Genomic DNA, 19,856 nt, shown 5'->3' with positions numbered 1-19,856 from the left:
CTCGGTACCGGTCGGTACCGAACGCGCGTAGGCTGCGCCTGTGACGAGCGGACGGACGGCGACGGTCGGCAGGCCGCGGGGCTTCGACGTCGACGAGGCGCTGGACGCCGCGGTGCGGGTCTTCTGGGCGCAGGGCTACGAGGGCGCCAGCCTGGACGACCTGACCGGCGCGATGCGCATCAACCGCACGAGCATGTACCGCGCCTTCGGCAACAAGGAGGAGCTCTTCTCCCGGGCGCTGGCGCGCTACACCGAGGGCCCGGCGTCCTACGTCGCGCAGGCGCTGGCGCAGCCGACCGCGCGCGAGGTGGCCGCCGCGTTCCTCGGCGGGTCGGTGCGGGCCACCACGCTGCCCGACTGCCCGACCGGGTGCCTGGGCGTGCAGGGCTCACTGGCCGCCGGCGCCTCCGGCCGACCGGCCCGTGACCTGCTGGCCGCCTGGCGGGAGTCGGGCACCGCCCACCTGCGGGACCGCTTCCAGCGCGCCGTCGACGGCGGCGACCTGCCGGCCGACGCCGACCCCGGACTGCTCGCCCGGTACCTGATGACCGTGGCCAACGGGATCGCCGTCCAGGCCGCGGGCGGCACCTCCCGCGACGAGCTCCAGCTGGTGGCCGACCTGACGATGCGGAGCTGGCCCCCGGTCAGCTCCTGACGGAGATCTCTCCGCCCGCGCGGGCGAACCGCTCGGACAGCGTGCGGAAGGCCTCGGCCAGCGCGGGCGGGCCGACGGTCAGGACGTCGGTGTCGTAGCGGGCGACGGCGGCGGCGAGGCCCACCCACGACCACGCGCCGAGGGTCAGCCGGCAGCGGTCGGGGCCCAGCGCCTCCACCACGCCGTCGGCGGCGAACGGGGCGACCCGGGCGGCCGGCAGCCCGAGCTCGACGGTGCCGGTGCACGGCCAGGCGCCGTCCGCGCTGCCACGGAAGGCACCGTCGACGAAAGCGGCGAGGTCACCGCCGGGCAGCTCGCGCGGGCCGAAGCGCGGGCCGTTCGGGGTGCGGAGGGCCATCCGGTCGCAGCGGAAGGTCCGCCAGTCGGCCCGGTCGAGGTCGAAGGCGACGAGGTACCAGCGACCGTTGCGGGCGACCAGGTGGTGCGGCTCTGCCCGTCGCGGCGGCGCCTGCTCACCGGCGTACCCGAAGCGCACCACCTCGCGGGCGCGGACGGCTGCGGTCAGCCCCACCAGCACCGCCGGGTCGACCTCCGCCGTCGGGCCGCCGGCGAGCGGGGTGACCTGGACGGCGTCCACGCGGTGCCTCAGCCGGGCGGGCATCACCTGGCGCACGGTGGTCAGCGCGCGGGCCGCCGCCTCACCGACCCCCGCCCCGCTGGTGGTCGCCAACTGCAGCGCCACGGCCAGCGCGACGGCCTGCTCGTCGTCGAACAGCAGCGGCGGCAGGTCGGCGCCCGCGCCGAGGCGGTAGCCGCCGTCGGGCCCCTTGGACGCCTGCACGGGGTAGCCGAGCTCGCGCAGCCGGTCGACGTCGCGGCGCACGGTGCGGCTGGTGACCCCCAGCCGGTCGGCCAGGGTGGCGCCGGGCCAGTCGCGGCGGGCCTGCAGCAGCGACAGCAGCACCAGCAGCCGGGACGACGTCCCGCTCGTCGGGGGCATGTTCTCGATGGTGCGCAGAGTAGAGGACAAGACCTGTCCGCTACCACTGCGACTGTCCTCTCGTCGCCACCGGAGGGGTGGCGGGTAACCGAGGAGCCGGACATGAGCATCACCACCACCACGCACCTGAACTTTCGCGGCCAGGCGCGCGAGGCACTGGACTTCTACGCGTCGGTGTTCGGCGGGGAGGTCATGGCCTTCACGTTCGCCCAGGGCGGCGACGAGCGGGACACCGCCGACGGCGCGGTGGCCGAGCAGGTCCAGTGGGGCGGCGTGCAGGCCCCGAACGGCTTCGCGGTCATGGCCTTCGACGTCCCGCCGGGCCGGGCGTACGACGCCGGCACCGACGCCGTCTACGTCTCCGTCCGCGGCACCGACACCGAGGAGGTCACCCGGTACTGGCAGGCGCTGGTCGTCGGGGGCACGGTGCGGGCCGAGCTCGCCCCGGCCGGCTACGCCCCGCTGTACGGGATGGTCACCGACCGGTTCGGCGTCACCTGGGTCCTGGACGTGCTCCCGCCGTACAACGGCTGACCCCGTTCCGGGTGCGGGTGGACCTCGGGCCACCCGCACCCGGTGGGGCACGATGGACGGCGTGCCCGACGAGCTGTTCGACACATGGACCGCCGCCGTGGAGCGGGAGGGCGAGCGCTTCGGCGTCGTCGCCCAGGAGCTGGACGCCGGCCGCACCCCGGCAGTCGGTGGGCTGCAGACCGCGGCGCCCTCGCTGACCGACTGGACCGCCCGCGACCTGGTGTCCCACCTCGGCGTCGTGCACCGCTGGGTCCTCGGCATCCTGCGGGCCGGCACGACCCAGCCGCCCCGCTCACCCCGCGAGATCGCCACGCCGGACGAGGACCTGCACGGCTGGTACGCGCAGGGCCTGATCGAGCTGGTGGCCACCCTGCGCACCACCGACCCCGGCACCCCGGCCTGGCACATGAGCCCGGCGGCCGCGCAGACCGCGGCGAGCTGGGCCCGGCGGCAGGCGCACGAGCACACGGTCCACCGGCACGACCTCGAGGCGGCCGCGTCGCTGGCGCACACCCCCGTCGACCCGGTGCTGGCCGGCGACGGCGTCGACGAGCTGCTGACCGTCGTGCTGCCCCGCTGGCAGCACACCGCGCCGCTGGCGACCGGCCGGGCCCGGGTCGGCGTGGTCGCGACCGACCTGTCCCGCAGCTGGACCGTCGAGGTGGCCGACGGCGCCGTGCGGTGCACGGCCGGTCCCGCCGCCGACCCCGACGCCGAGGTGTCCGGGACGGCGACCCAGCTGCTGCTGCACCTGTGGGGGCGGCCGGGCGAGGTCGCGGTGCGCGGCGACCGGTCCGCCGAGGCCCTGCTGCGGGGGCGCTGAGGATGAGCCGCAAGGACCGGGCGCACCTGTCCGCCCTCCCCGGGCCGACCCAGGTCGCCGGGGGCACCGCCGAGCTGCTGGCCGACGCCGACCGCGAGGGCTCCTGGCAGCTGATGCTCGACGGCGTCCCGCAGTCGCACGTGGACCTCCTCGACCCCGCGTACCTGGAGTTCGAGTACGTCCGCCGGATGGGCCACGTGCTCGACCTGGCCGCCGAGCCGGGCGAGCCGCTGGACGTCGTCCACCTGGGCGGGGGTGCGCTCACGCTGGCCCGCTACGTCGCCGTCACCCGGCCCGGCTCCCGGCAGCGCGTCGTGGAGCTCGACGAGCCGCTGACCGAGCTGGTGCGCCGCGAGCTGCCGCTGCCCCGCAACGCCCGGGTCCGGGTGCGTGCCGCCGACGCGCGGGAGGGGCTGGCCGCGCTGCCGGACGCCTCGGCCGACGTCGTCCTGGTCGACGTGTTCGCCGGTGCCCGCACGCCGGCGCACCTGACCACCGTCGAGTTCGCCGCCGACGTCGCCCGCGTGCTCACGCGCGGGGGCGTGACGGCGTGGAACGTCTCCGACGGCCCGCCGCTGCGCTTCGCCCGCGCGGAGGCGGCGACGCTGCGCGCGGTCTTCGGGCACGTGGCGCTGCTGGCCGAACCGGGGACGCTGCGGGGACGGCGGTTCGGCAACACCGTGGCGGTCGGCTCCGACGCCGAGCTGCCCATCACCGGACTGACCCGCCGCTGCGCCGGTGACCCGATGCCGGCCCGGGTGGTCAGCGGTGCGGACCTGGAGGCGTTCGTCGGCCAGGCGTCGCCGGTGACCGACGCGGACGCCCAGCCCTCACCGCAACCACCGGCCGGGGTCTTCGACTGAGGCCCGCGGCGTCGTAGGGTCGGGCGATGACGACTCCCTCGTACGGTCGGCTCACCCGCGACACCCGGCACAAGGTGGTGGCCGGGGTGTGCTCCGGCCTGGCCCGCAGGTTCGGGCTCTCCCGGGGCGGCCTGCGCGCGGCCTTCGTGATCTCCTGCGTGCTGCCGGGCCCGCAGTTCATCGCCTACGTCCTGCTGTGGGCGCTCATGCCGGCCGACGACAGGTACTGACGGCCGGCCGGCCTCACCAGGGGTTGTTGCCCGGCTTCAGGCTGCGCACCGCGGGCCGCACGTCGACCAGGTAGACCACCGCGGCGACGACGGCCGGCAGCCCGAGGAAGCTCAGCGGGCCCAGGACGAACAGCAGCAGCGCGGCGACACCGGTGATGCCGAGCCAGGCGGGCTTGCTCAGCTTGCCGGCGGCGACGTAGGCCGACGCCGGGCGGATCACGGCGTCGACGAGAGCCCAGAGGGCCAGGGCCAGGGTGCCGTAGTACACCAGGTCGGTCACGAAGCCGTCGAAGCCCATGGACCGAGGATAGGCGGGTCCGGCCACCCGCTGCCCGGGAACGCCCCCACCACCGGCGCGGGTGACCCCTCCGGGTGGGACGACGACGCCCCGGCCGCCCGCGGGTGCGGGCGGCCGGGGCGTCGACTCACGTGGTGGAGCGGTCGGTCACTTCCCCGTGCGGCGGGTCTTGGCCGGGACGGCGAGCGGGTCGGGCACCGTGGCCTTCGCCCGCTTCGCGGCCGGCGCCTCCACGGACGGCGTCACGGCCGGCTCGGCGGGGGCGGGCTCGGTCGTCGCGGGCTCGGCGGCGGCGTCGGCCACGGTGGCCTTCGTGGCCTCAGCGGCGTCCTGGACCTCGGCGGTGGCCGACTCGACGGCCGCGCCGGTGCGGGCCGCCGTCTTCTGCGCCACGGAGGTCACGGTGTCGGAGGCCTCGGCGACGGTGTCGGCGGTCTCGGCGAGCGCGTCCTCGAGCCCGTCCTCGACGGCGTCCACGGCGCGCTCGGTGCGGGCGACCACCTTGCGGAAGGCCGGCTGCCGGCGCAGGTCGCCGACCAGCTGCTCGCCGCGGCCGGCCAGCTCGCCGATGGCCTCCAGCGCCTGGGTGCGGGCGCTGTCGACCAGGCCGGTGACGGTGCCGAGCACCGCCTCCGGGCGCAGCTCGGTCACGGTGGTGCGGGCCTGGGCGGCGGCCCGGCGGGCCTGCTCGCGCGCGGCCTCGACCCGGGTGCGGGCCTCCTTGGCGCCCAGGTCGACCTGGACCTGCGCCTCGCCGGGGAGCGCCTCGGCGCGGGAGCGCAGGCCGCCGACGACGGTGCGGGCGCGGTCGACGGCGACGTCACCGGCGCCGAGCGCGGCCAGCAGGCCGGTGCGGCCGGTCTCGACGAGGGTCTCGCCGTAGTGCTTCAGGGTGTCGGTGCGGCTCATGCCGTCTCCTCCGAGGGGGTGGGGGTGGGGGCGGCCGCCTCGAGCTCGCGGGCGAGCTGGGCGGCGTGTTCGCGGGCGTAGGTCTCGTACAGCTCCAGGAGCACGGCCTTGTGCCGCTCCGACAGCGCCTCGTCGCCGCGGATGGCGGCGACCGTGCCGGCGGTGCCCGACCGGCGGTCGAGGATGCCGGCCTGCTCGTAGAGCGTCTCGGCGGAGATCTTCAGGCCCCGGGCGATCTGGGCCAGGATCTCCGCCGACGGCTTGCGCAGGCCGCGCTCGACCTGGGAGAGGTAGGGGTTGCTCACCCCGGCCACCCGGGCCAGCTCGCGCAGCGACACCTGGGCGGCGCTGCGCTGGGAGCGGATGAACTCCCCCACCTGTGAGCTCACGGCCGCGGGCACGGTCTGGGCCTCGGCGGCCGCGGTGACCACGCTCTCGCGGACCGCGGTCACCTGCTCGCGGACGAACTCCGTGGGTCGCTGCACATGATCACGTTAGCCCCGACTGCTAGCTCCTGCAAGCGCACCGCTAGCACCCTCCTCGACCCGCCGGCCCACGGTGCCACGCCGTGCGGCCCGTCGTACGTCCGCGCCCCCGCAGTGCCGCGCCGAGCCGCTGCGCGGGTCAACCCGGGCGAGCTGGGGTCGAGCCGCGTGAGGACGCGGCTCAACGTCTGCTGGTGCGGGTTGACCCGCGCTGGCACGGACTGGCCCGCAGCCCCCATCACGGCCGGACCCGGCCGAGCCGGCCGACGAGGGCTCAGCGCAGGACGTCGGACGGGCGGATGCGGCCGACCACGCCCTCGCCGCCGGAGACCGCGGTCGACGACCAGGGGGCGAGGGTCTCGGCGGGCACGCCCAGCTGCAGCAGGCCGGCGCAGAGCGCGGGCAGCCGGCCGCGGTCGCCGCCGTCGTCCAGCTTCAGGGCGACCGCCCCGGCACCGGGCAGCGCCGCGACGTGCACGCCGTCGGCCCCGCCCTTGACCAGCAGCCCGTCGACGGCCTGCATCAGCTCGGTGTCCTCGCGCCCGGTGCCGGCGACCAGCCACGGGTGGGCGCGCATCGCGTCGGCGACGCGGCGGCCGGCCGTGCCCGGCTCGGCCTGCACCAGCGAAAGGACGCCGCGGGCCAGCCCGGTGAGGGGGATCGCGTGCTGGGGCGCCCCGCACCCGTCGACGACGACGGCTGACACCGGGTCTCCCCCGGCCTCGCCCAACCGCGCCTCGATCGCCTGCTGCAGCGGGTGCGCGGGGTCCAGGTAGCCCTCGGTCGGCCAGCCGGCCGCCACGCAGGCGGCCAGCATCGCCGAGTGCTTGCCCGAGCAGTTCATCGCCAGCCGCTCCGACGCCCGGCCCTCGACCAGCCAGTGCGCGCGGGTGGCCTCGTGCCCGGGCAGCGCCGGCGGGCAGCCGAGGTGCGCGGGCTCCAGCCCGGCGTGCGCCAGCACCTGCCCGGCCAGCTCGCGGTGGTCGTCCTCACCGTTGTGCGAGGCGGCGGCCAGCGCCAGCTCCCGGTCGTCCCGGGGCTGCCAGCCGGCGTCGAGGTAGACGGTGGCCTGCACCGGCTTGTTCGACGACCGCGGCAGCACCGGCCGGTCGACGTCCCCGACGGCCAGCTGCGGCGCACCGTCGGCACCGAGGACGACGAGCGACCCCCGGTGCACCGACTCGAGCACGTCGGACGCCAGCCCGCCGCGCCACACCTCCACCAGCACCGGGTTCTGCGGCCACTCGCTCATGCGGCCATCATCCCGACGTGCCGGGACGGCCCCCTCGCAGGGCCCCGCTCCGAGCTCGGAGTGGGGTCGGGCCCCGTCCCGAGGCTCGGTACGAGCTTGCTCGTGCCGAGGAGGACGGGGTCCTTCGACCTTCAGCCGTGCCGGGACTCGTCGGCCAGCAGCTGGGCGACGTCGGCCAGGCCCTCGCGGTAACGGCGGGCCAGCTCACCGGCGACGGCGTCCATCACCGCCTGCACGCCGCGACGGCGCTCGGACAGCGTCCGCTCGCCGGCGGCCAGCGACCGGGCCGTGCGCTCGAGCAGGTCGTCGGGCATGGACGGGACGTCGGTGAGGTCGGCGCCCGGCGCGAGGCTGTTCACCCAGGTCTCGAACTGCTCGGGCGAGGTGGGCTGCACGGTCTGGTGCCGGCCCAGGCCGTGCGCGGGGCCGCGGCCCTTCTCGGACAGGATCTCCGGCAGCAGGTCGACCAGCGAGCGCCCGTCGTGCTCGGCGCGGCGCTGCAGCTCGCGCCGCACGATGTCCAGCCGGCCCTGCAGCAGGCGCCGCGTGTAGGAGAGGTTGACCTCCTCCTGCTCGGCGCGGTGCCGCAGCGCCCGCACCTCGGCCATCGGCACGTCCTGGACGCCGTCGAGGAACGAGGGGTCCAGCAGCTCGTCGACGCCGGCGCCGCCGGCAGCGGCAGGGGTGGGAGCAGTCATCGCGCGACCTCCGCGGGAGTGGGGACGGTGGATGCCAGCCCCGGGCACGCGCCCGGGGTCACCGGCCGATCGTCGCAGACCGGACCGCCCGGACGCGGTCGCGGGCCGCCGCCCGGGTGTCGTCGAGGGTCGCGGGGGTGTCGTCGGGGTCGATGGCGGCCGCCGCCTCGCCCACCTTGAGCGCCGCGTCGGGCGCCAGTGACTGCTTGACCAGGGCGAGGGCGATGACGCCCAGCTCGTGGTGGCGCACCGCGGTGCCCAGCCGGCCGACCTCGCGGGTGCCGGAGGTGACCGGCGTCCCGGGGCGGGGCAGCGTCTCGGCCATGCCGTCGAGGTGCAGCAGCACCAGCCGGCGCGGCGGGCGGCCCAGGTTGTGCACCCGGGCGACGGTCTCCTGACCGCGGTAGCAGCCCTTCTCGAGGTGGACGGCGGTCTGCAGCCACTCCAGCTCGTTGGGGATGGTGCGGTGGTCGGAGTCGACCCCGGCCCGCGGACGGCGGGCCTCGACCCGCAGCGCCTCGTAGGCGTCCACCCCGGCCAGCACGGCACCGGCGGCCTGCAGCTCGGCGGCCCGGGCGTCGAGGTCGGCGCGGGGCACGAGCAGGTCGACCACCGCCGCCGTCCCGTCGCCGATCGCCGGCATCCGGCGCACCCAGCCACCGCCGTCCAGCGGCAGGACGGCGTAGGGCGTCGCGGGCACGGGCCAGCCGGCGGCGGCGAGCACCTCGTCGCCGCGCGGGCCGACCAGCGACAGCAGCGCCCACGCGTCGGTCACCAGCGCCGGGTCGACCCGCAGCATGAAGCGCATCCGCTGCAGGAAGGTCACCAGCGCCGCACCCGTGCCGGGCTCGACGTCGCCCCAGGTGGTGCCGTCGAGCTCGGTGAGGACGACGTGGTGCTCGACGTGGCCCTGCGGGGAGAGGACCAGCGCCTCGGACCCGGTGGCGTCGCCGAGCCGCTCGAGGTGCTGGCTGGTCAGGCTGTGCAACCAGGACAGCCGGTCCGCGCCCGGGACGACGAGCACGTCGCGGTCGCTGCGGTCGACCAGGCCGGCGCCCTCGGCCAGCCGGCGCTGCTCGGGCAGCGGCTCGCCGTAGTGGGCCGCGACGGTGGCGGCCTCCTGGTCCAGGGCGACGGCGCCGGGGCGCTGCAGCAGCGGTGAGGTCGATGTCATGACTCGACTCCGGACTCGTTCCGCTCCTCGGTCGCTGGCGCTCCCTGCGATGATCGCTCGCCCGTCGTCTTCGCGCTCATGGGGTCTCCTTCTCCGTGCAGGCTCGGCAGGTGCCGGACAGCGCCACGTGGCCCACGTCCAGGCTGAAACCCAGGTCGGCCCTCAGACGTTCCGCCGCCCCGTCGAGCACCCCCGGGTCGACCGAGCTGATCTCCCCGCAGGTCTGGCAGACCACGTGCACGTGCCGGTGCTGCTGGCCGGCGTGGTAGATCGGCGCGCCCTTGCCCAGGTGGGTGTGCCAGACCAGCCCGAGCTTCTCCAGCAGCTCCAGCGCGCGGTAGACCGTGGAGGTGTCGGGCGCGGCGCCGTCGGGCCCGGCCTCGGCGCGCAGCCGGGCGCCGATCTCCTCGGGCGTGCCGTGCTCGAGCGCGGAGACCGCGGCCAGCACCCGCTGTCGCTGGCTGGTCAGCCGCATCCCGCGGGAGCGCAGCTCCGCGGCCAGGGGTCGCTGGGCCGGAGCCCGTGACGGCTCGACGTTCTCCGGTCCGGACACGCTGCCGAGCCTAGAGCGCGGGTGGCAGGGTGGACCGGGTGACGAGTCCTCGGGTGGCGGTCTGGCGGAACGGTGCGGCGACGGCGGTCTCCCCGGACGAGCCGGTGGTCACCGCGTTCGACCTGGGCCTGGGCCGCGGTGACGGCGTCTTCGAGTCCGCACTGGTCGCCGGCGGGGCGACCCCGCACCTGGACGACCACCTGGTCCGGCTGCAGCGCTCGGCGCGGATCCTGGGCATCACCCACCCCGGGGACGACGCGGTGCGGGCCGTGGTGGCCGCCGCGGTCGACGGCTGGCCGGCTGACGTCGAGGGCGCCTGCCGGGTGTTCCTCACCCGCGGGCTGGGCGAGGGCACCCCGCCGACGCTGCTGGCGCTGCTGGCCGCCGTCCCGGCCGAGACGCTGCGCCAGCGCACCGAGGGCATCAGCGTCGTCACCCTGTCGCTGGGCCTCCCGGCCGACTTCCGGGCGGGGGCGCCGTGGCTGCTGGGCGGGGCCAAGACGCTGTCCTACGCGGTGAACATGGCCGCGGGCCGGCACGCGCACTCCGTCGGCGCCGACGACGTCGTCTTCACCTCCCTGGAGGACCGGGTGCTGGAGGGTCCGACCTCGACCGTGGTGTGGGCCGCCGGCGGCCGGCTGCACACCCCGCCGGTGGAGACCGGGATCCTGGCCGGGACCACCCAGGCCCGGCTGTTCACCCGCGCCGAGGCCGACGGCTGGCCCACGTCGATCACCCCCGGCACGGTGGCCGACCTGCACGCCGCCGACGCCGTCTGGCTGCTGTCGGGCATCCGCGGGGCCTCGCCGGTGACCCGGCTGGACGGCGTCGACCGCGGGGACGCCGGGCTGTCCGGGCGGGTGCGGGAGCTCCTCGCCCGGTAGGGTCGCCACCGGTGCGCCGGGAAGTCTGGTCGGCAACTCCTCAGCCGACCCCGCACCCCGGAGGCGTTCCCGTGCCCAGCACCCTGTTCGACCGCGGCTCGTACCGCGAGGCCACCCGCATCGCCGACGTCCTGCGCAAGGAGACCGTCGGCGGCGTCCTGCTCATGATCGGCGCGCTGATCGCGCTGGTCTGGGCGAACACCCCGTGGTCGGCGGCCTACGAGTCGCTGCGCGACCTGCGGGTCGGCCCGTCGGACCTGTTCGGGCTGCACCTGGACCTCACGCTGGGCACCTGGGCCGCCGACGGCCTGCTCGCGGTCTTCTTCTTCGTCGCCGGGCTGGAGCTCAAGCGCGAGTTCGTCGCCGGCGACCTCCGCGACCCGCGCAAGGCCGCGCTGCCGGTCGCCGCGGCCGTCGGCGGGATGATCGCCCCGGCGGTGTTCTACGTGCTGGTCAACCTGCGCGCCGGCGACGGTGCGCTGACCGGCTGGGCGATCCCCACCGCCACCGACATCGCCTTCGCCCTCGCGGTGCTGGCGGTCATCAGCACGCACCTGCCCACGGGGCTGCGCACCTTCCTGCTCACCCTGGCGATCGTCGACGACCTGCTGGCCATCACGATCATCGCGATCTTCTACACCTCCACCCTGCAGGTCGTGCCGCTGCTGCTGTCGCTGGTGCCGATCGCGCTGTTCGGCGTGCTGGTGCAGAAGCGCATCCGCTCCTGGTACCTGCTGCTCCCGCTGGCGCTCGTCGCCTGGGTGCTCATGCACGAGTCGGGCGTGCACGCGACGGTGGCCGGCGTGCTGCTGGCCTTCACCGTGCCCGTGGTCCGCAGCGACGCCGCCGGCGGCCCGGACGCCGGGCCGGGGATGGCCGAGCACTTCGAGCACCGGGTGCGGCCGATCTCGCAGGGCCTCGCCGTCCCGGTCTTCGCGTTCTTCTCCGCCGGGGTCACCGTGGGCGGGCTCTCCGGCCTGGGCACCGCGCTGTCGGACAGCGTGGCCATCGGCATCGTCGTCGGCCTGGTGGCCGGCAAGACCGTCGGCATCGCGGGGGCCACCTGGCTGGTCTCGCGCTTCACGAAGGCCGAACTGGACCCCGAGCTCGGCTGGCCCGACGTGATCGGCCTGGCGATGCTGGGCGGGATGGGCTTCACCGTCTCGCTGCTGATCGGCGAGCTGGCGTTCGGGGCGGGTTCCGAGCGCGACGAGCACGTCAAGGTCGGCGTCCTGACCGGCACCCTGCTGGCCGCGCTGCTGGCCGCCGTGATCCTCCGGCTGCGCGACCGCCGGTACCGGCTCATCGCCGAGCAGGAGGCCCGGGACGACGACGCCGACGGGGTCCCGGACGTCTATCAGCGACCGTCCGCTGAGAGCTGAAAAAAGCCGTTGCCGACCCCCAGATCGCGTCGTACGGTTGGGTCACACGAGAGAGGAGGTGGTCCCGAAGTTGATGACTTACAGGACGCGTGAGGTGGCTGTCCGCTAGCCGCCGTCCAGATGGGCCGCCCGCCCAGTCTCTGTGGAAGACCCACAGCTCGGACTGAGCAGCGGCATCCCGCCCGTCCGTCGATGGCGGCGAGCGAGAACCGGACAGTCACCCGACCCCCAGGCTGCCGACGTTGTCCAGTCGGCCCGTGCGCAGCTCCCCCACTACGGTGGGGTACAGCGCCACGGAGCAGCCTGGGGGTTGTCCGTTTGTCCGGGGAGGTCCGACGTGCAGTTCACCGGCCGATCCGTCGCCCTGGACACCTCCGCCGGGATCTGGCTCGCCGAGTCCGCCCAGGCCGCCGCCGCGGGCACCGTCGCCGCCCTGGTGCCCGCCTCGTTCGAGGCCGTGGCCCGGGTCTTCCACCCCGCGGTGCGCTACGTCGGTGACGACGACGTCGAGGTCCCCTGGTCCTCCGTCGCCGCGGCCAACGGCACCACCGCGCACCCGCTGATGCAGTGGGGCTCGGTCACCGGGGCCATGGAGTACTTCGAGAACGACGACCAGGCCCCGCTGTGGCACGGCGCCCCGGCCCGCGGCCACCTGCCCGCCCCGGTCGCCGAGCGGCTCGTCGCCGTCCTCACCCGCTGGACGACGACGCCCGACGTCTGCTGGTTCGCCGTGGCCCAGGGCGGCGCGGTCATCACCGACCACCCGACGCTGTCCCTGCCCGACCGCGAGTACTGGCTGATCAACGGCCCGATCGGGCTGGCCGCGGAGAACATGGCCGCCGAACCGTTCGAGCAGAGCGCCAACGTGTGGTGGCCGGCCGACCGCGCGTGGTGCGTGGTCACCGACATCGACCTGGTCACCACCTACGTCGGCGGCAGCGCCGGCTGCATCGCCGAGGTCCTGGCCGCCGACGGCCTCGAGACCGCCCCGGCGGACAAGAAGCAGCGCACCACCTGGGACGCCGACCGCGTCAACCCCGCCCCCAGCGACGCCCCCGACTGAGGAAGGACCCCACTGAGGGGCGAAAGTGGCCACTTTCGCCCTGCAGGGAACACGGCCCCTCGGGAGCCTCAGAGCTGGGCGAGCTCGGCGGCCAGGTCGTCGAGGCCGAGGCTGCCCTGGGAGAGGGCGGCCATGTGCCAGGCCTTGAGGTCGAAGTCCGCGCCGCGGGCCTGCCGGGCGGCGTCCCGGCCCTCGAGCCACGCACGCTCGCCGAGCTTGTAGCTGATCGCCTGTCCGGGCATGCCCAGGTAGCGCACCAGCTCGCTGTCGAGGAAGTCGGCGTCCCGGCCGCAGTTCTCCCCGAAGAAGGCCCGCGCCAGCTCCGGCGTCCACGGCTCGCCGCGGTGCTCGGCGACGGCACCCTCGGCGTCGTCCGGGATCGGCAGCTCCAGGTGCATGCCGATGTCGACGACCACCCGGACGGCGCGCATCTGCTGGGCGTCGAGGTAGCCCAGCCGGGCGCCGGGGTCGGACAGGAAGCCCAGCTCGTCCATCAGCCGCTCGGCGTAGAGCGCCCAGCCCTCGAGGTTGGCGCTCACCCCGCCCAGGGTGGTCTGGTAGTTCGACAGGTCACCGGCGACGTGCACCCACTGCGCGAGCTGCAGGTGGTGGCCCGGGACGCCCTCGTGGTACCAGGTGGAGACCAGGTCCCACAGCGGGAAGCGCTCCTTGCCCAGGGTGGGCAGCCAGGTGCGGCCGGGCCGGGAGAAGTCCAGCGAGGGGCGCGTGTAGTACGGCGCGGCGGCGCTGCCGGGCGGGGCGATCATCGACTCGACCCGGCGGATCGGCCCGGCGATGTCGAAGTGGACGCCGTCGAGGGCCTCGATCGCGGTGTCCATCATCGCCTGCAGCCGCTCGCGCACCGGCTCGACGCCGTCGACGGCCTCGCCGTGCTCGCCCAGCCAGCGCATGGCCTCCATCGGGGTCGACCCCGGGAGCACCTGCTCGGCCAGCTCGCGCTGCTGCACGAGGATCCGCTGGTGCTCGGCCCACCCCCAGGCGTAGGCGTCCTCCAGGCCGATGCCCGACCCGAGGTCCGAGCCGTTCCAGGAGCGGGCGAAGCGGGCGTAGCGCTCCCGGCCGACGGCGTCCGGCGTCCCCTCGCACTGCGGGGCGTAGGTGTCGCGCAGGAAGTCGCGGACGGCGGCGACCGCGGCGTCGGCGGCGGCGGCACCGGCGTCCAGCTCGGCGCGCAGCTCGGCCGGGCCGTCGGCGACGAACGTGGCGAAGTAGGGGCCCTCGAGCCAGGCGTCGAGCTGCCCGACCACGGTGCGCACCTGGCGCGGGGCGGCGAACAGCCCACGCTCGGCGCCGGCGGTCAGCGACTCCTGGTAGCCGCGGTAGGCCGCGGGCACGCGCACCAGCCGGCGGGCGACCACGGCCCAGTCCTCGGGGGTGGCCGTCGGCATCATCGAGAACACCGAGCGGATCGACTGCACCGGGGAGAACAGGTTCGACACCGCGCGCAGGCCCTCGCCCGCCTCGTGCAGGGCGAGGGCGGCGGTGAGCCGCTCGCGCAGCAGCCGGGCGCAGCGCCGCTCGACCGGGTCGTCGGCCAGCGACGGGTCCGCGGCCAGCACCCGGTCCAGCTCGGCCAGCGTCGAGCGCATCAGCTCGGCCTCGGCATCCTGCCCGGCAGGGGTGGTGTCCGGGAGCCGGTCGTCCCCGGGGCGGTTGCCGAGCCCGGTGGCGACGATCGGGTCCAGGTCGCAGACGGCCTCGACGTAGGCGTCGGCGACCTGGCGGGGGGTGGTGGGCACGGCGGCGGTCATCGGATCCGATCCAGTCGGGCGGACATGGTGGGGCGCAGCGGCTGGTCGGTCGCCGCGCGGTCGACGGCGTACATCAGCGCGCCGTCGACGATGCCGTAGAGGCGGGTGGCCCGGCTGACGTCGGGGTGGTCAGGGGTGCGGGCCAGCACGTCGCTGGTCAGTTCCCAGCTGGTCGTCGTCCGGGCGGTGCCGACGTAGATCTCGACCAGGCCGGCCGGGGAGCTGACCAGCAGCTCGACCTCGTCCTCGCCGCGGGGACGCCAGAAGCCGGACTCGCGGACGTCGGGGCCGGCCACCTGGCCGTCGTCGGTCAGCCGCCAGGTGCGGGACTCGTAGGAGAGGAAGTCGCGGCCGTCGTGGGCGAAGCGGACCCACTGGCCGAAGCGGTGGTCACCGCCGGTGCCGGCGGCCTGGCCCTCGCCGTGCCACTCGCCCAGCAGCGGCAGCACCGACAGCAGCTCGTGCGCCACCTCGGGGCCGGTCCGGACGTCGACGGTGTCGGGCACCGGCAGCTCGGTCGGGCCGGCGGCGGGGCCGTCGGGCAGCCCGGGCGGGACGGGTGCGCTCATCGGGCGTCACCCCTCTGCTGCTCGGTGCGGGTGAGCCGCCACGCGGAGGCGGCGAAGCCCAGCGCAGTCAGCCCGGTGAGGGTGACGAGCACCCAGGCGGAGACCAGACCCATGCCGCCACGGTAATCCGGGCCGCCGTCGCCCACCGGGGCAGGTCGCGCTCACCCCTGCGGGGTGGCCGGCTCAAGCGCACCGGCCGGGGCGCCGACTCACGAGGGGAACGACGGATCTCCAGAAGCGTGGATCCGATCCTGTGACGAGGAGACCAGGTGTCCATCGACGCCGCGCCGCACCCCACCCGAACCGCCGCCGGACCGGTGACGGCGCGGCTCAACGTGACCTGGACGGGCCCCGAGGACGGCCCCGTGGTGCTCTTCGCCCACGGTTTCGGTTGCGACCAGGGCATGTGGGACGGCGTCCTGCCGCACTTCAGCGACGACCACCGCGTCGTCCGCTACGACCTGATGGGCTACGGGCAGTCGGACTTCTCCGCCTACGACCCGGTCCGCTACAGCACGCTCGACGGCCACGCCGACGACATCCTGGCCATCTGCGCCGAGCTGGACCTGCGCGACGTCACGATCGTCGCGCACAGCGTGAGCACGATGATGGCGGTCATGGCCGCCATCCGGGAGCCCGGGCGCTTCCGGCAGGTCGTGCTGGTCGCCGCCAACCCCTACTTCCTGCAGGACCCGGCCACCGGGTACGACGGCGGCTTCTCCGACGCCGACATGACCGAGGTCGCCGGCGCGCTGGACAGCAACTACTTCACCTGGGCCGAGGCGATGGCCCCGGTGATCATGGGCACCCCCGAGGCGCCCGAGCACGGCGAGCGGCTGACCGCCAGCTTCTGCCGGGTCAACCCCGACGTCGCCCGACAGCTGCTGGGCATCATGTTCACCACCGACTACCGGCCGCTGCTGCCGCAGGTCACCGTCCCGACGGTGGTGCTGCAGGCCCGCGCGGACGCCCTGGTGCCCGCGTCGACGGCCGGGTACCTGCACGCCCACCTGGCCGGGTCGACCCTGGTGCAGCTGCAGGCCCTCGGGCACTGCCCGCACATCAGCGCACCGGAGGAGACCGCAGCGGCCATCCGCGCCCACCTGCTCACGACGTGACGCCGGACTACGCGGACCTGTGGGAGCACGCCCCCGGCAGCCACCTGCTGCTGGACGACGACGGGCTCATCACCGCAGCGAACGCGACGTTCTGCGAGTGGACCGGCCACGCCGCCGCCGACCTGCTCGGCCGGCCGTTCACCTCGCTGCTGCCGATCGGTGACCGGGTCCTGCACACCACGCACGCGCTGCCCCAGCTGATGGTCACCGGCCGGATCGCGGAGGCCTCCGTCCAGGTGATCGGCGCCGACGGGCAGCGCCACCCGGCGCTGATGGGGGCGACGCGGGTGACCGCCGGGCTGCCGGCCCCGGAGACCCGCGTCGTGCTGGTCGACGCCCAGCAGCGCCGGCGCTACGAGGAGGAGCTGCTCACGGCCCGCCGGCGGGCCGAGGAGTCCCAGGCCCGGATCGCCGCGGCCGAGGCCGCGCTGACCGAGCTCGTGCACCACGACTCGCTGACCGGGCTGCTCAACCGCCCCGGGCTGCTGCACGCCCTGCACGGCCGGCTCGGTCGCTGGGGCGCCGACGCGACCGGGCCCGGGACCGCCGTCCCCACCGTGTTCTTCATCGACCTCGACGGGTTCAAGGCCGTCAACGACGGGCTGGGCCACAGCAGCGGCGATGAGCTGCTGCGGGTCGTCGCCCGTCGCCTGGAGGACGCCTCCCGGGCCGGCGCCGACGTCGCCCGCCTGGCCGGCGACGAGTTCGTCGTCCTGGACGACGTCTCCCCCGCCGGGACCCGGCGGGTCGCCGCACGGCTGCTCGACGTGCTCGCCGAGCCCGTCGTCCTGCAGGGCGTCGAGGTGGTGGTCGCCGCCAGCATCGGCAGCTGCGCGGCCGAGGTGCCCGTCGCCCCCGCCGACGTCGAGGGCGCCGCGGACCTGGTGCTGCTGCGGGCCGACACGGCCATGTACCGGGCCAAGGCCCAGGGCAGCGGGCGCTGGGAGGCGCACGTCCCCGGCAGCCCCGACCCGGCCGCCGACCGGCTGGTGCTGCTCGAGCAGCTGCGCGGCGCCATCCGCGACGGCGAGCTGCGGGTGCACTACCAGCCCCGGATGGACCTGCCCACCGGCGGCGTGAGCGGCGTCGAGGCACTGGTCCGCTGGCAGCACCCCACCCGCGGGCTGCTCCAGCCCGACGCCTTCATCGACGCCGCCGAGGAGTCCGGGGTCATCCGCGACCTCGGCGCCTGGGTGCTCAGCGAGGCCGTCGAGCAGGCCGTCCGCTGGGACGCCGCCGGCGTCGCCCCCGGCCTCCAGGTCGCGGTCAACGTCTCCGCCCGTCAGCTCGCCGACACCGACCTGGTCGCCCGGGTGGCCGGGGTCCTGGCCCGGGCCGGGCTGCCGGCCTCCCGGCTGGTCCTGGAGATCACCGAGACGGCGCTGATGCACGACCCGGAGTCGGCGCTGACGACCCTCCAGGCGTTGCGGGCGCTGGGCGTGCTGCTGGCCGTCGACGACTTCGGCACCGGCTACTCCAGCTTCACCTACCTCAAGCAGTTCCCGGTGGACGAGCTGAAGATCGACCGCTCCTTCGTCGCCGGGATGACCACCGACGCCGGGGACCGCGCGATCGTGGCCAGTTGCGTGCACCTGGCCCACGCCATGGGGCTGGTCGCGGTGGCCGAGGGCGTCGAGTCCCCGGACGAGCGCGACGCCCTGGTCGCCCTGGGCTGCGACCAGGCGCAGGGCTACTGGTTCAGCCGACCCGTGCCGGCCGACGAGGTGCCCTTCCCGGCCGCCGTCGGCGTCTGAGCCGTCGCCCGCACCACCTCCGCCCAGGGGGTGGCCTGCAGGCCGAGGACGGCGGTGGTCTCACTGCTGTCCAGCACGAAGTCGGCGTCCCACTGGTGCCGGATCGCGACGAGCTCGCGCATCTGGGAGTCGACGGCGCCCAGCGCGCGCAGCACCGGCCACGGGATGCCGGTGACCCGGGCCGGCCGGGCGCCCATCGCGGCGGCCACGTCGGTGAGCACCTCCCGCTGGCTGCGCGGCTCCCCGGTGGGCACCATCCACGCCCGTCCCTCCGCCCGCGGGTCGGCGCCGAGCGCGACCAGCGTGGCCGCGACGTCGGGGACGTACGTCCAGCTGTGCCGGACGTCGGGATCGCCGACCACCCAGGCCCGCCGGCCGGCGCGCAGCGTGGCCAGCTGCCGGCCGACGTGCGACTGTGCGGGCGGCACGGTCGGCCCCACGAAGTCCGAGGCCCGCGCCTCGGTGACCCGGATCCGGCCGGCGGCCCGAGCAGCCAGCAGGTCGGTCCAGAGGCCGGCCTTGAGCCGGCCCTTGACGTCGGTCGCCGCGAGCGGGGTGGCCGCGGTCATCGGCCCGGTGGGGCGCCCGTACCCGTAGAGGCTGCCCACGACGACGAGCACCCCGGCCTGCTCGGCGGCCACGCGCACCGCGGCGGCGATCGGCGGCCAGTCCTGGGTCCACCGGTCGTAGCGCGGCGGGTTCACCGCGTTGTAGAGCGCGTCGGCCGGGCCCACCGCGGCGATGAGCGCCGCCGCGTCGGCGGCGTCCACGGCCCGGTGCTGCACGACGTCGGTGCTCGTGCCGCCGCTGCGGGAGAGCACCACCACCTCGTGCCCGCGCTCGGCCAGCAGCTGTGCGGTCGCCGTCCCCACCGGGCCCTTGCCCAGCACCACGTGTCGTCCCATGACGTCCTCCGATCGTCGGCGAGAGCAGTGCTCTCGGTGATGCCGACGACCGTCCTCCTGCCCTCGCCGCCTGTCAAGAGCACCGCTCTTACTTGCGTGCACTGCTCTCGTCAGTCATCCTGGGCCGGTGCCGACCGCCCGTGACCGTGCGCGCGCCGAGCTGACCGCGGAGATCGCCGACCTCGCCCGCGCCCAGCTGGCCACCGTCGGGGCTCCCGGGTTGTCGCTGCGCGCCGTGGCCAGGGAACTGGGCATGGCGTCCTCGGCGGTCTACCGCTACTTCCCCAGCCGGGACGAGCTGCTCACCCGGCTGATCATCGACGCCTACGACGCCATCGGGGCAGCCGCCGAGTCCGCCGACGACCCCACCGCCCCGCCCGCCGCGCGCTGGCTGGCCGTCTGCCGGGCGGTCCGCCGCTGGGCGCAGGACCACCCGCACGAGTACGCACTGCTCTACGGCTCCCCCGTGCCCGGCTACTCGGCACCCCGGGACACCGTCCCGTCGGCCGTGCGGGTGGGTGCGGTGCTCGGCCGCGTGCTCGGCGACGCCGCTCGCGCCGGCCTGCTGCCGGAGACCGCGCACCGGACGACGGGCCTGGTCGAGCCCGCGGCGGTCGACCTGCTGGGCGGGGACGACCCGGCCCTCGACGACGCCGTGCGAGGCCGGGCACTGCTGGCCTGGAGCTCGCTGTTCGGCGTGGTCAGCTTCGAGCTCTTCGGCCAGTTCACCGGGGCGGTCACCGACGCCGACCGGTTCTTCGACGACGCGATGACCGACCTCGCCGGCCTGGTCGGGCTCCACCCCGCGGGGTGACCCCGGGTCACGGCGTCACCCGGGTGGGCGACCGTCGTACGGGCAGAGTTGCCGCGTCGGTCACCGACAGCGACCCCTTCCTCGATCAAGCTGTCCCCCGACCTCGCCGGGGCCGCGCACCGCGCCGGACCCTCCCCGGCCGGCCACCCGAGGAGCAGAC

The 19,856-nt window shown here is 75.6% G+C and carries 22 protein-coding genes; 11 read left to right on the top strand and 11 right to left on the bottom strand.

The features are described from left to right. Positions 1 to 40 precede the first annotated feature (40 nt). Entirely contained in the window at positions 41 to 655 is a 615-nt protein-coding gene (locus O2W14_RS03410; RefSeq protein ID WP_269174684.1) for a TetR/AcrR family transcriptional regulator, read from the top strand. Here O2W14_RS03410 and O2W14_RS03405 read toward each other — a convergent pair. Continuing rightward, on the bottom strand, positions 645 to 1,616 hold the full coding sequence (locus tag O2W14_RS03405; protein ID WP_269174683.1) for a helix-turn-helix transcriptional regulator: 972 nt from the start codon (positions 1,614 to 1,616) through the stop codon (positions 645 to 647). The two genes, O2W14_RS03410 and O2W14_RS03405, sit on opposite strands and share 11 nt — an antisense overlap. Before the next feature lie 102 nt (positions 1,617 to 1,718). Between O2W14_RS03405 and O2W14_RS03400 the strand changes: the two genes are divergently transcribed. The 4 genes from O2W14_RS03400 (at position 1,719) to O2W14_RS03385 (ending at position 4,066) form a co-directional block, all read left to right on the top strand. After that, entirely contained in the window at positions 1,719 to 2,150 is a 432-nt protein-coding gene (locus tag O2W14_RS03400; protein ID WP_269174682.1) for a VOC family protein, read from the top strand. A gap of 61 nt (positions 2,151 to 2,211) precedes the next feature. After that, on the top strand, positions 2,212 to 2,973 hold the full coding sequence (locus O2W14_RS03395) for a maleylpyruvate isomerase family mycothiol-dependent enzyme (protein WP_269174681.1): 762 nt from the start codon (positions 2,212 to 2,214) through the stop codon (positions 2,971 to 2,973). Between the two features lie 2 nt (positions 2,974 to 2,975). Next, positions 2,976 to 3,836 (top strand): spermidine synthase, encoded by an 861-nt coding sequence (locus tag O2W14_RS03390; protein WP_269174680.1) that lies wholly within the window; start codon positions 2,976 to 2,978, stop codon positions 3,834 to 3,836. 26 nt (positions 3,837 to 3,862) lie between these two features. Then, positions 3,863 to 4,066, top strand: coding sequence for a PspC domain-containing protein (locus O2W14_RS03385; protein ID WP_269174679.1), 204 nt, complete (start codon positions 3,863 to 3,865; stop codon positions 4,064 to 4,066). Positions 4,067 to 4,079: 13 nt separating this feature from the next. On the opposite strand, the gene O2W14_RS03380 is transcribed toward O2W14_RS03385, so the two are convergent. The 7 genes from O2W14_RS03380 to O2W14_RS03350 all read right to left on the bottom strand — a co-directional run bounded on the left by O2W14_RS03380 (position 4,080) and on the right by O2W14_RS03350 (position 9,435). Then, complete coding sequence (locus tag O2W14_RS03380; protein WP_269174678.1) at positions 4,080 to 4,364, bottom strand: DUF2516 family protein; 285 nt, start codon at positions 4,362 to 4,364, stop codon at positions 4,080 to 4,082. A gap of 147 nt (positions 4,365 to 4,511) precedes the next feature. Further along, a complete protein-coding gene (locus O2W14_RS03375) occupies positions 4,512 to 5,273 on the bottom strand; it encodes a hypothetical protein (RefSeq protein WP_269174677.1) in 762 nt (253 codons plus the stop codon). Further along, positions 5,270 to 5,758 (bottom strand): helix-turn-helix domain-containing protein, encoded by a 489-nt coding sequence (locus O2W14_RS03370; protein WP_269174676.1) that lies wholly within the window; start codon positions 5,756 to 5,758, stop codon positions 5,270 to 5,272. Before O2W14_RS03370 ends, O2W14_RS03375 begins: the two co-directional genes overlap by 4 nt. Positions 5,759 to 6,032: 274 nt before the next feature. Next, entirely contained in the window at positions 6,033 to 7,010 is a 978-nt protein-coding gene (locus tag O2W14_RS03365) for an asparaginase (protein ID WP_269174675.1), read from the bottom strand. Positions 7,011 to 7,141: 131 nt separating this feature from the next. Beyond that, complete coding sequence (locus O2W14_RS03360) at positions 7,142 to 7,708, bottom strand: RsiG family protein (RefSeq protein ID WP_269174674.1); 567 nt, start codon at positions 7,706 to 7,708, stop codon at positions 7,142 to 7,144. A 58-nt stretch (positions 7,709 to 7,766) separates the two neighbouring features. Beyond that, positions 7,767 to 8,882 carry a CAF17-like 4Fe-4S cluster assembly/insertion protein YgfZ gene (gene ygfZ / locus O2W14_RS03355; RefSeq protein WP_269174673.1) on the bottom strand — a complete coding sequence of 372 codons (1,116 nt, stop codon included), beginning with the start codon at positions 8,880 to 8,882 and terminating at the stop codon, positions 7,767 to 7,769. 76 nt (positions 8,883 to 8,958) lie between these two features. Further along, positions 8,959 to 9,435 carry a Fur family transcriptional regulator gene (locus O2W14_RS03350; protein ID WP_269174672.1) on the bottom strand — a complete coding sequence of 159 codons (477 nt, stop codon included), beginning with the start codon at positions 9,433 to 9,435 and terminating at the stop codon, positions 8,959 to 8,961. Positions 9,436 to 9,473: 38 nt separating this feature from the next. Between O2W14_RS03350 and O2W14_RS03345 the strand changes: the two genes are divergently transcribed. The 3 genes from O2W14_RS03345 (at position 9,474) to O2W14_RS03335 (ending at position 12,764) form a co-directional block, all read left to right on the top strand. Continuing rightward, positions 9,474 to 10,319, top strand: coding sequence for an aminotransferase class IV (locus O2W14_RS03345; RefSeq protein ID WP_269174671.1), 846 nt, complete (start codon positions 9,474 to 9,476; stop codon positions 10,317 to 10,319). A gap of 71 nt (positions 10,320 to 10,390) precedes the next feature. Beyond that, a complete protein-coding gene (gene nhaA, locus O2W14_RS03340) occupies positions 10,391 to 11,701 on the top strand; it encodes a Na+/H+ antiporter NhaA (RefSeq protein ID WP_269174670.1) in 1,311 nt (436 codons plus the stop codon). A gap of 337 nt (positions 11,702 to 12,038) precedes the next feature. Then, a complete protein-coding gene (locus O2W14_RS03335; RefSeq protein WP_269174669.1) occupies positions 12,039 to 12,764 on the top strand; it encodes a hypothetical protein in 726 nt (241 codons plus the stop codon). Positions 12,765 to 12,832: 68 nt separating this feature from the next. On the opposite strand, the gene O2W14_RS03330 is transcribed toward O2W14_RS03335, so the two are convergent. Both O2W14_RS03330 and O2W14_RS03325 read right to left on the bottom strand, forming a co-directional pair. Further along, positions 12,833 to 14,536, bottom strand: a complete 1,704-nt coding sequence (locus O2W14_RS03330; RefSeq protein WP_269174668.1) for a DUF885 domain-containing protein — start codon at positions 14,534 to 14,536, stop codon at positions 12,833 to 12,835. Beyond that, on the bottom strand, positions 14,533 to 15,105 hold the full coding sequence (locus O2W14_RS03325; protein WP_269174667.1) for an FABP family protein: 573 nt from the start codon (positions 15,103 to 15,105) through the stop codon (positions 14,533 to 14,535). Before O2W14_RS03325 ends, O2W14_RS03330 begins: the two co-directional genes overlap by 4 nt. A gap of 269 nt (positions 15,106 to 15,374) precedes the next feature. Between O2W14_RS03325 and O2W14_RS03320 the strand changes: the two genes are divergently transcribed. Both O2W14_RS03320 and O2W14_RS03315 read left to right on the top strand, forming a co-directional pair. After that, entirely contained in the window at positions 15,375 to 16,223 is an 849-nt protein-coding gene (locus O2W14_RS03320; RefSeq protein WP_269174666.1) for an alpha/beta fold hydrolase, read from the top strand. Beyond that, entirely contained in the window at positions 16,220 to 17,977 is a 1,758-nt protein-coding gene (locus O2W14_RS03315; protein WP_269174665.1) for a putative bifunctional diguanylate cyclase/phosphodiesterase, read from the top strand. The genes O2W14_RS03320 and O2W14_RS03315 overlap by 4 nt, the downstream gene beginning before the upstream one ends. Here O2W14_RS03315 and O2W14_RS03310 read toward each other — a convergent pair. Further along, positions 17,914 to 18,882 carry an NAD-dependent epimerase/dehydratase family protein gene (locus O2W14_RS03310; protein ID WP_269174664.1) on the bottom strand — a complete coding sequence of 323 codons (969 nt, stop codon included), beginning with the start codon at positions 18,880 to 18,882 and terminating at the stop codon, positions 17,914 to 17,916. The genes O2W14_RS03315 and O2W14_RS03310 overlap by 64 nt on opposite strands. A 127-nt stretch (positions 18,883 to 19,009) precedes the next feature. Between O2W14_RS03310 and O2W14_RS03305 the strand changes: the two genes are divergently transcribed. Beyond that, positions 19,010 to 19,696, top strand: coding sequence for a TetR/AcrR family transcriptional regulator (locus O2W14_RS03305; RefSeq protein ID WP_269174663.1), 687 nt, complete (start codon positions 19,010 to 19,012; stop codon positions 19,694 to 19,696). The last annotated feature ends 160 nt before the right edge of the window (positions 19,697 to 19,856 follow it).

Source organism: Modestobacter sp. VKM Ac-2986, assembly GCF_026967795.1.
GTDB lineage: Bacteria > Actinomycetota > Actinomycetes > Mycobacteriales > Geodermatophilaceae > Modestobacter.
The sequence above is the reverse complement of the archived record's forward strand: the minus strand, read 5'-3'. Positions and strand labels throughout refer to the sequence as shown.

What these genes read in the sequence shown, in the direction of transcription:
- O2W14_RS03405 (WP_269174683.1), bottom strand. Translation starts at nt 1,616, where the DNA reads ATGCCCCCGACGAGCGGGACGTCGTCCCGGCTGCTGGTGCTGCTGTCG.
- O2W14_RS03400 (WP_269174682.1), top strand. Translation starts at nt 1,719, where the DNA reads ATGAGCATCACCACCACCACGCACCTGAACTTTCGCGGCCAGGCGCGC.
- O2W14_RS03390 (WP_269174680.1), top strand. Translation starts at nt 2,976, where the DNA reads ATGAGCCGCAAGGACCGGGCGCACCTGTCCGCCCTCCCCGGGCCGACC.
- O2W14_RS03385 (WP_269174679.1), top strand. Translation starts at nt 3,863, where the DNA reads ATGACGACTCCCTCGTACGGTCGGCTCACCCGCGACACCCGGCACAAG.
- O2W14_RS03380 (WP_269174678.1), bottom strand. Translation starts at nt 4,364, where the DNA reads ATGGGCTTCGACGGCTTCGTGACCGACCTGGTGTACTACGGCACCCTG.
- O2W14_RS03375 (WP_269174677.1), bottom strand. Translation starts at nt 5,273, where the DNA reads ATGAGCCGCACCGACACCCTGAAGCACTACGGCGAGACCCTCGTCGAG.
- O2W14_RS03365 (WP_269174675.1), bottom strand. Translation starts at nt 7,010, where the DNA reads ATGAGCGAGTGGCCGCAGAACCCGGTGCTGGTGGAGGTGTGGCGCGGC.
- O2W14_RS03360 (WP_269174674.1), bottom strand. Translation starts at nt 7,708, where the DNA reads ATGACTGCTCCCACCCCTGCCGCTGCCGGCGGCGCCGGCGTCGACGAG.
- ygfZ (WP_269174673.1), bottom strand. Translation starts at nt 8,882, where the DNA reads ATGACATCGACCTCACCGCTGCTGCAGCGCCCCGGCGCCGTCGCCCTG.
- O2W14_RS03330 (WP_269174668.1), bottom strand. Translation starts at nt 14,536, where the DNA reads ATGACCGCCGCCGTGCCCACCACCCCCCGCCAGGTCGCCGACGCCTAC.
- O2W14_RS03325 (WP_269174667.1), bottom strand. Translation starts at nt 15,105, where the DNA reads ATGAGCGCACCCGTCCCGCCCGGGCTGCCCGACGGCCCCGCCGCCGGC.
- O2W14_RS03310 (WP_269174664.1), bottom strand. Translation starts at nt 18,882, where the DNA reads ATGGGACGACACGTGGTGCTGGGCAAGGGCCCGGTGGGGACGGCGACC.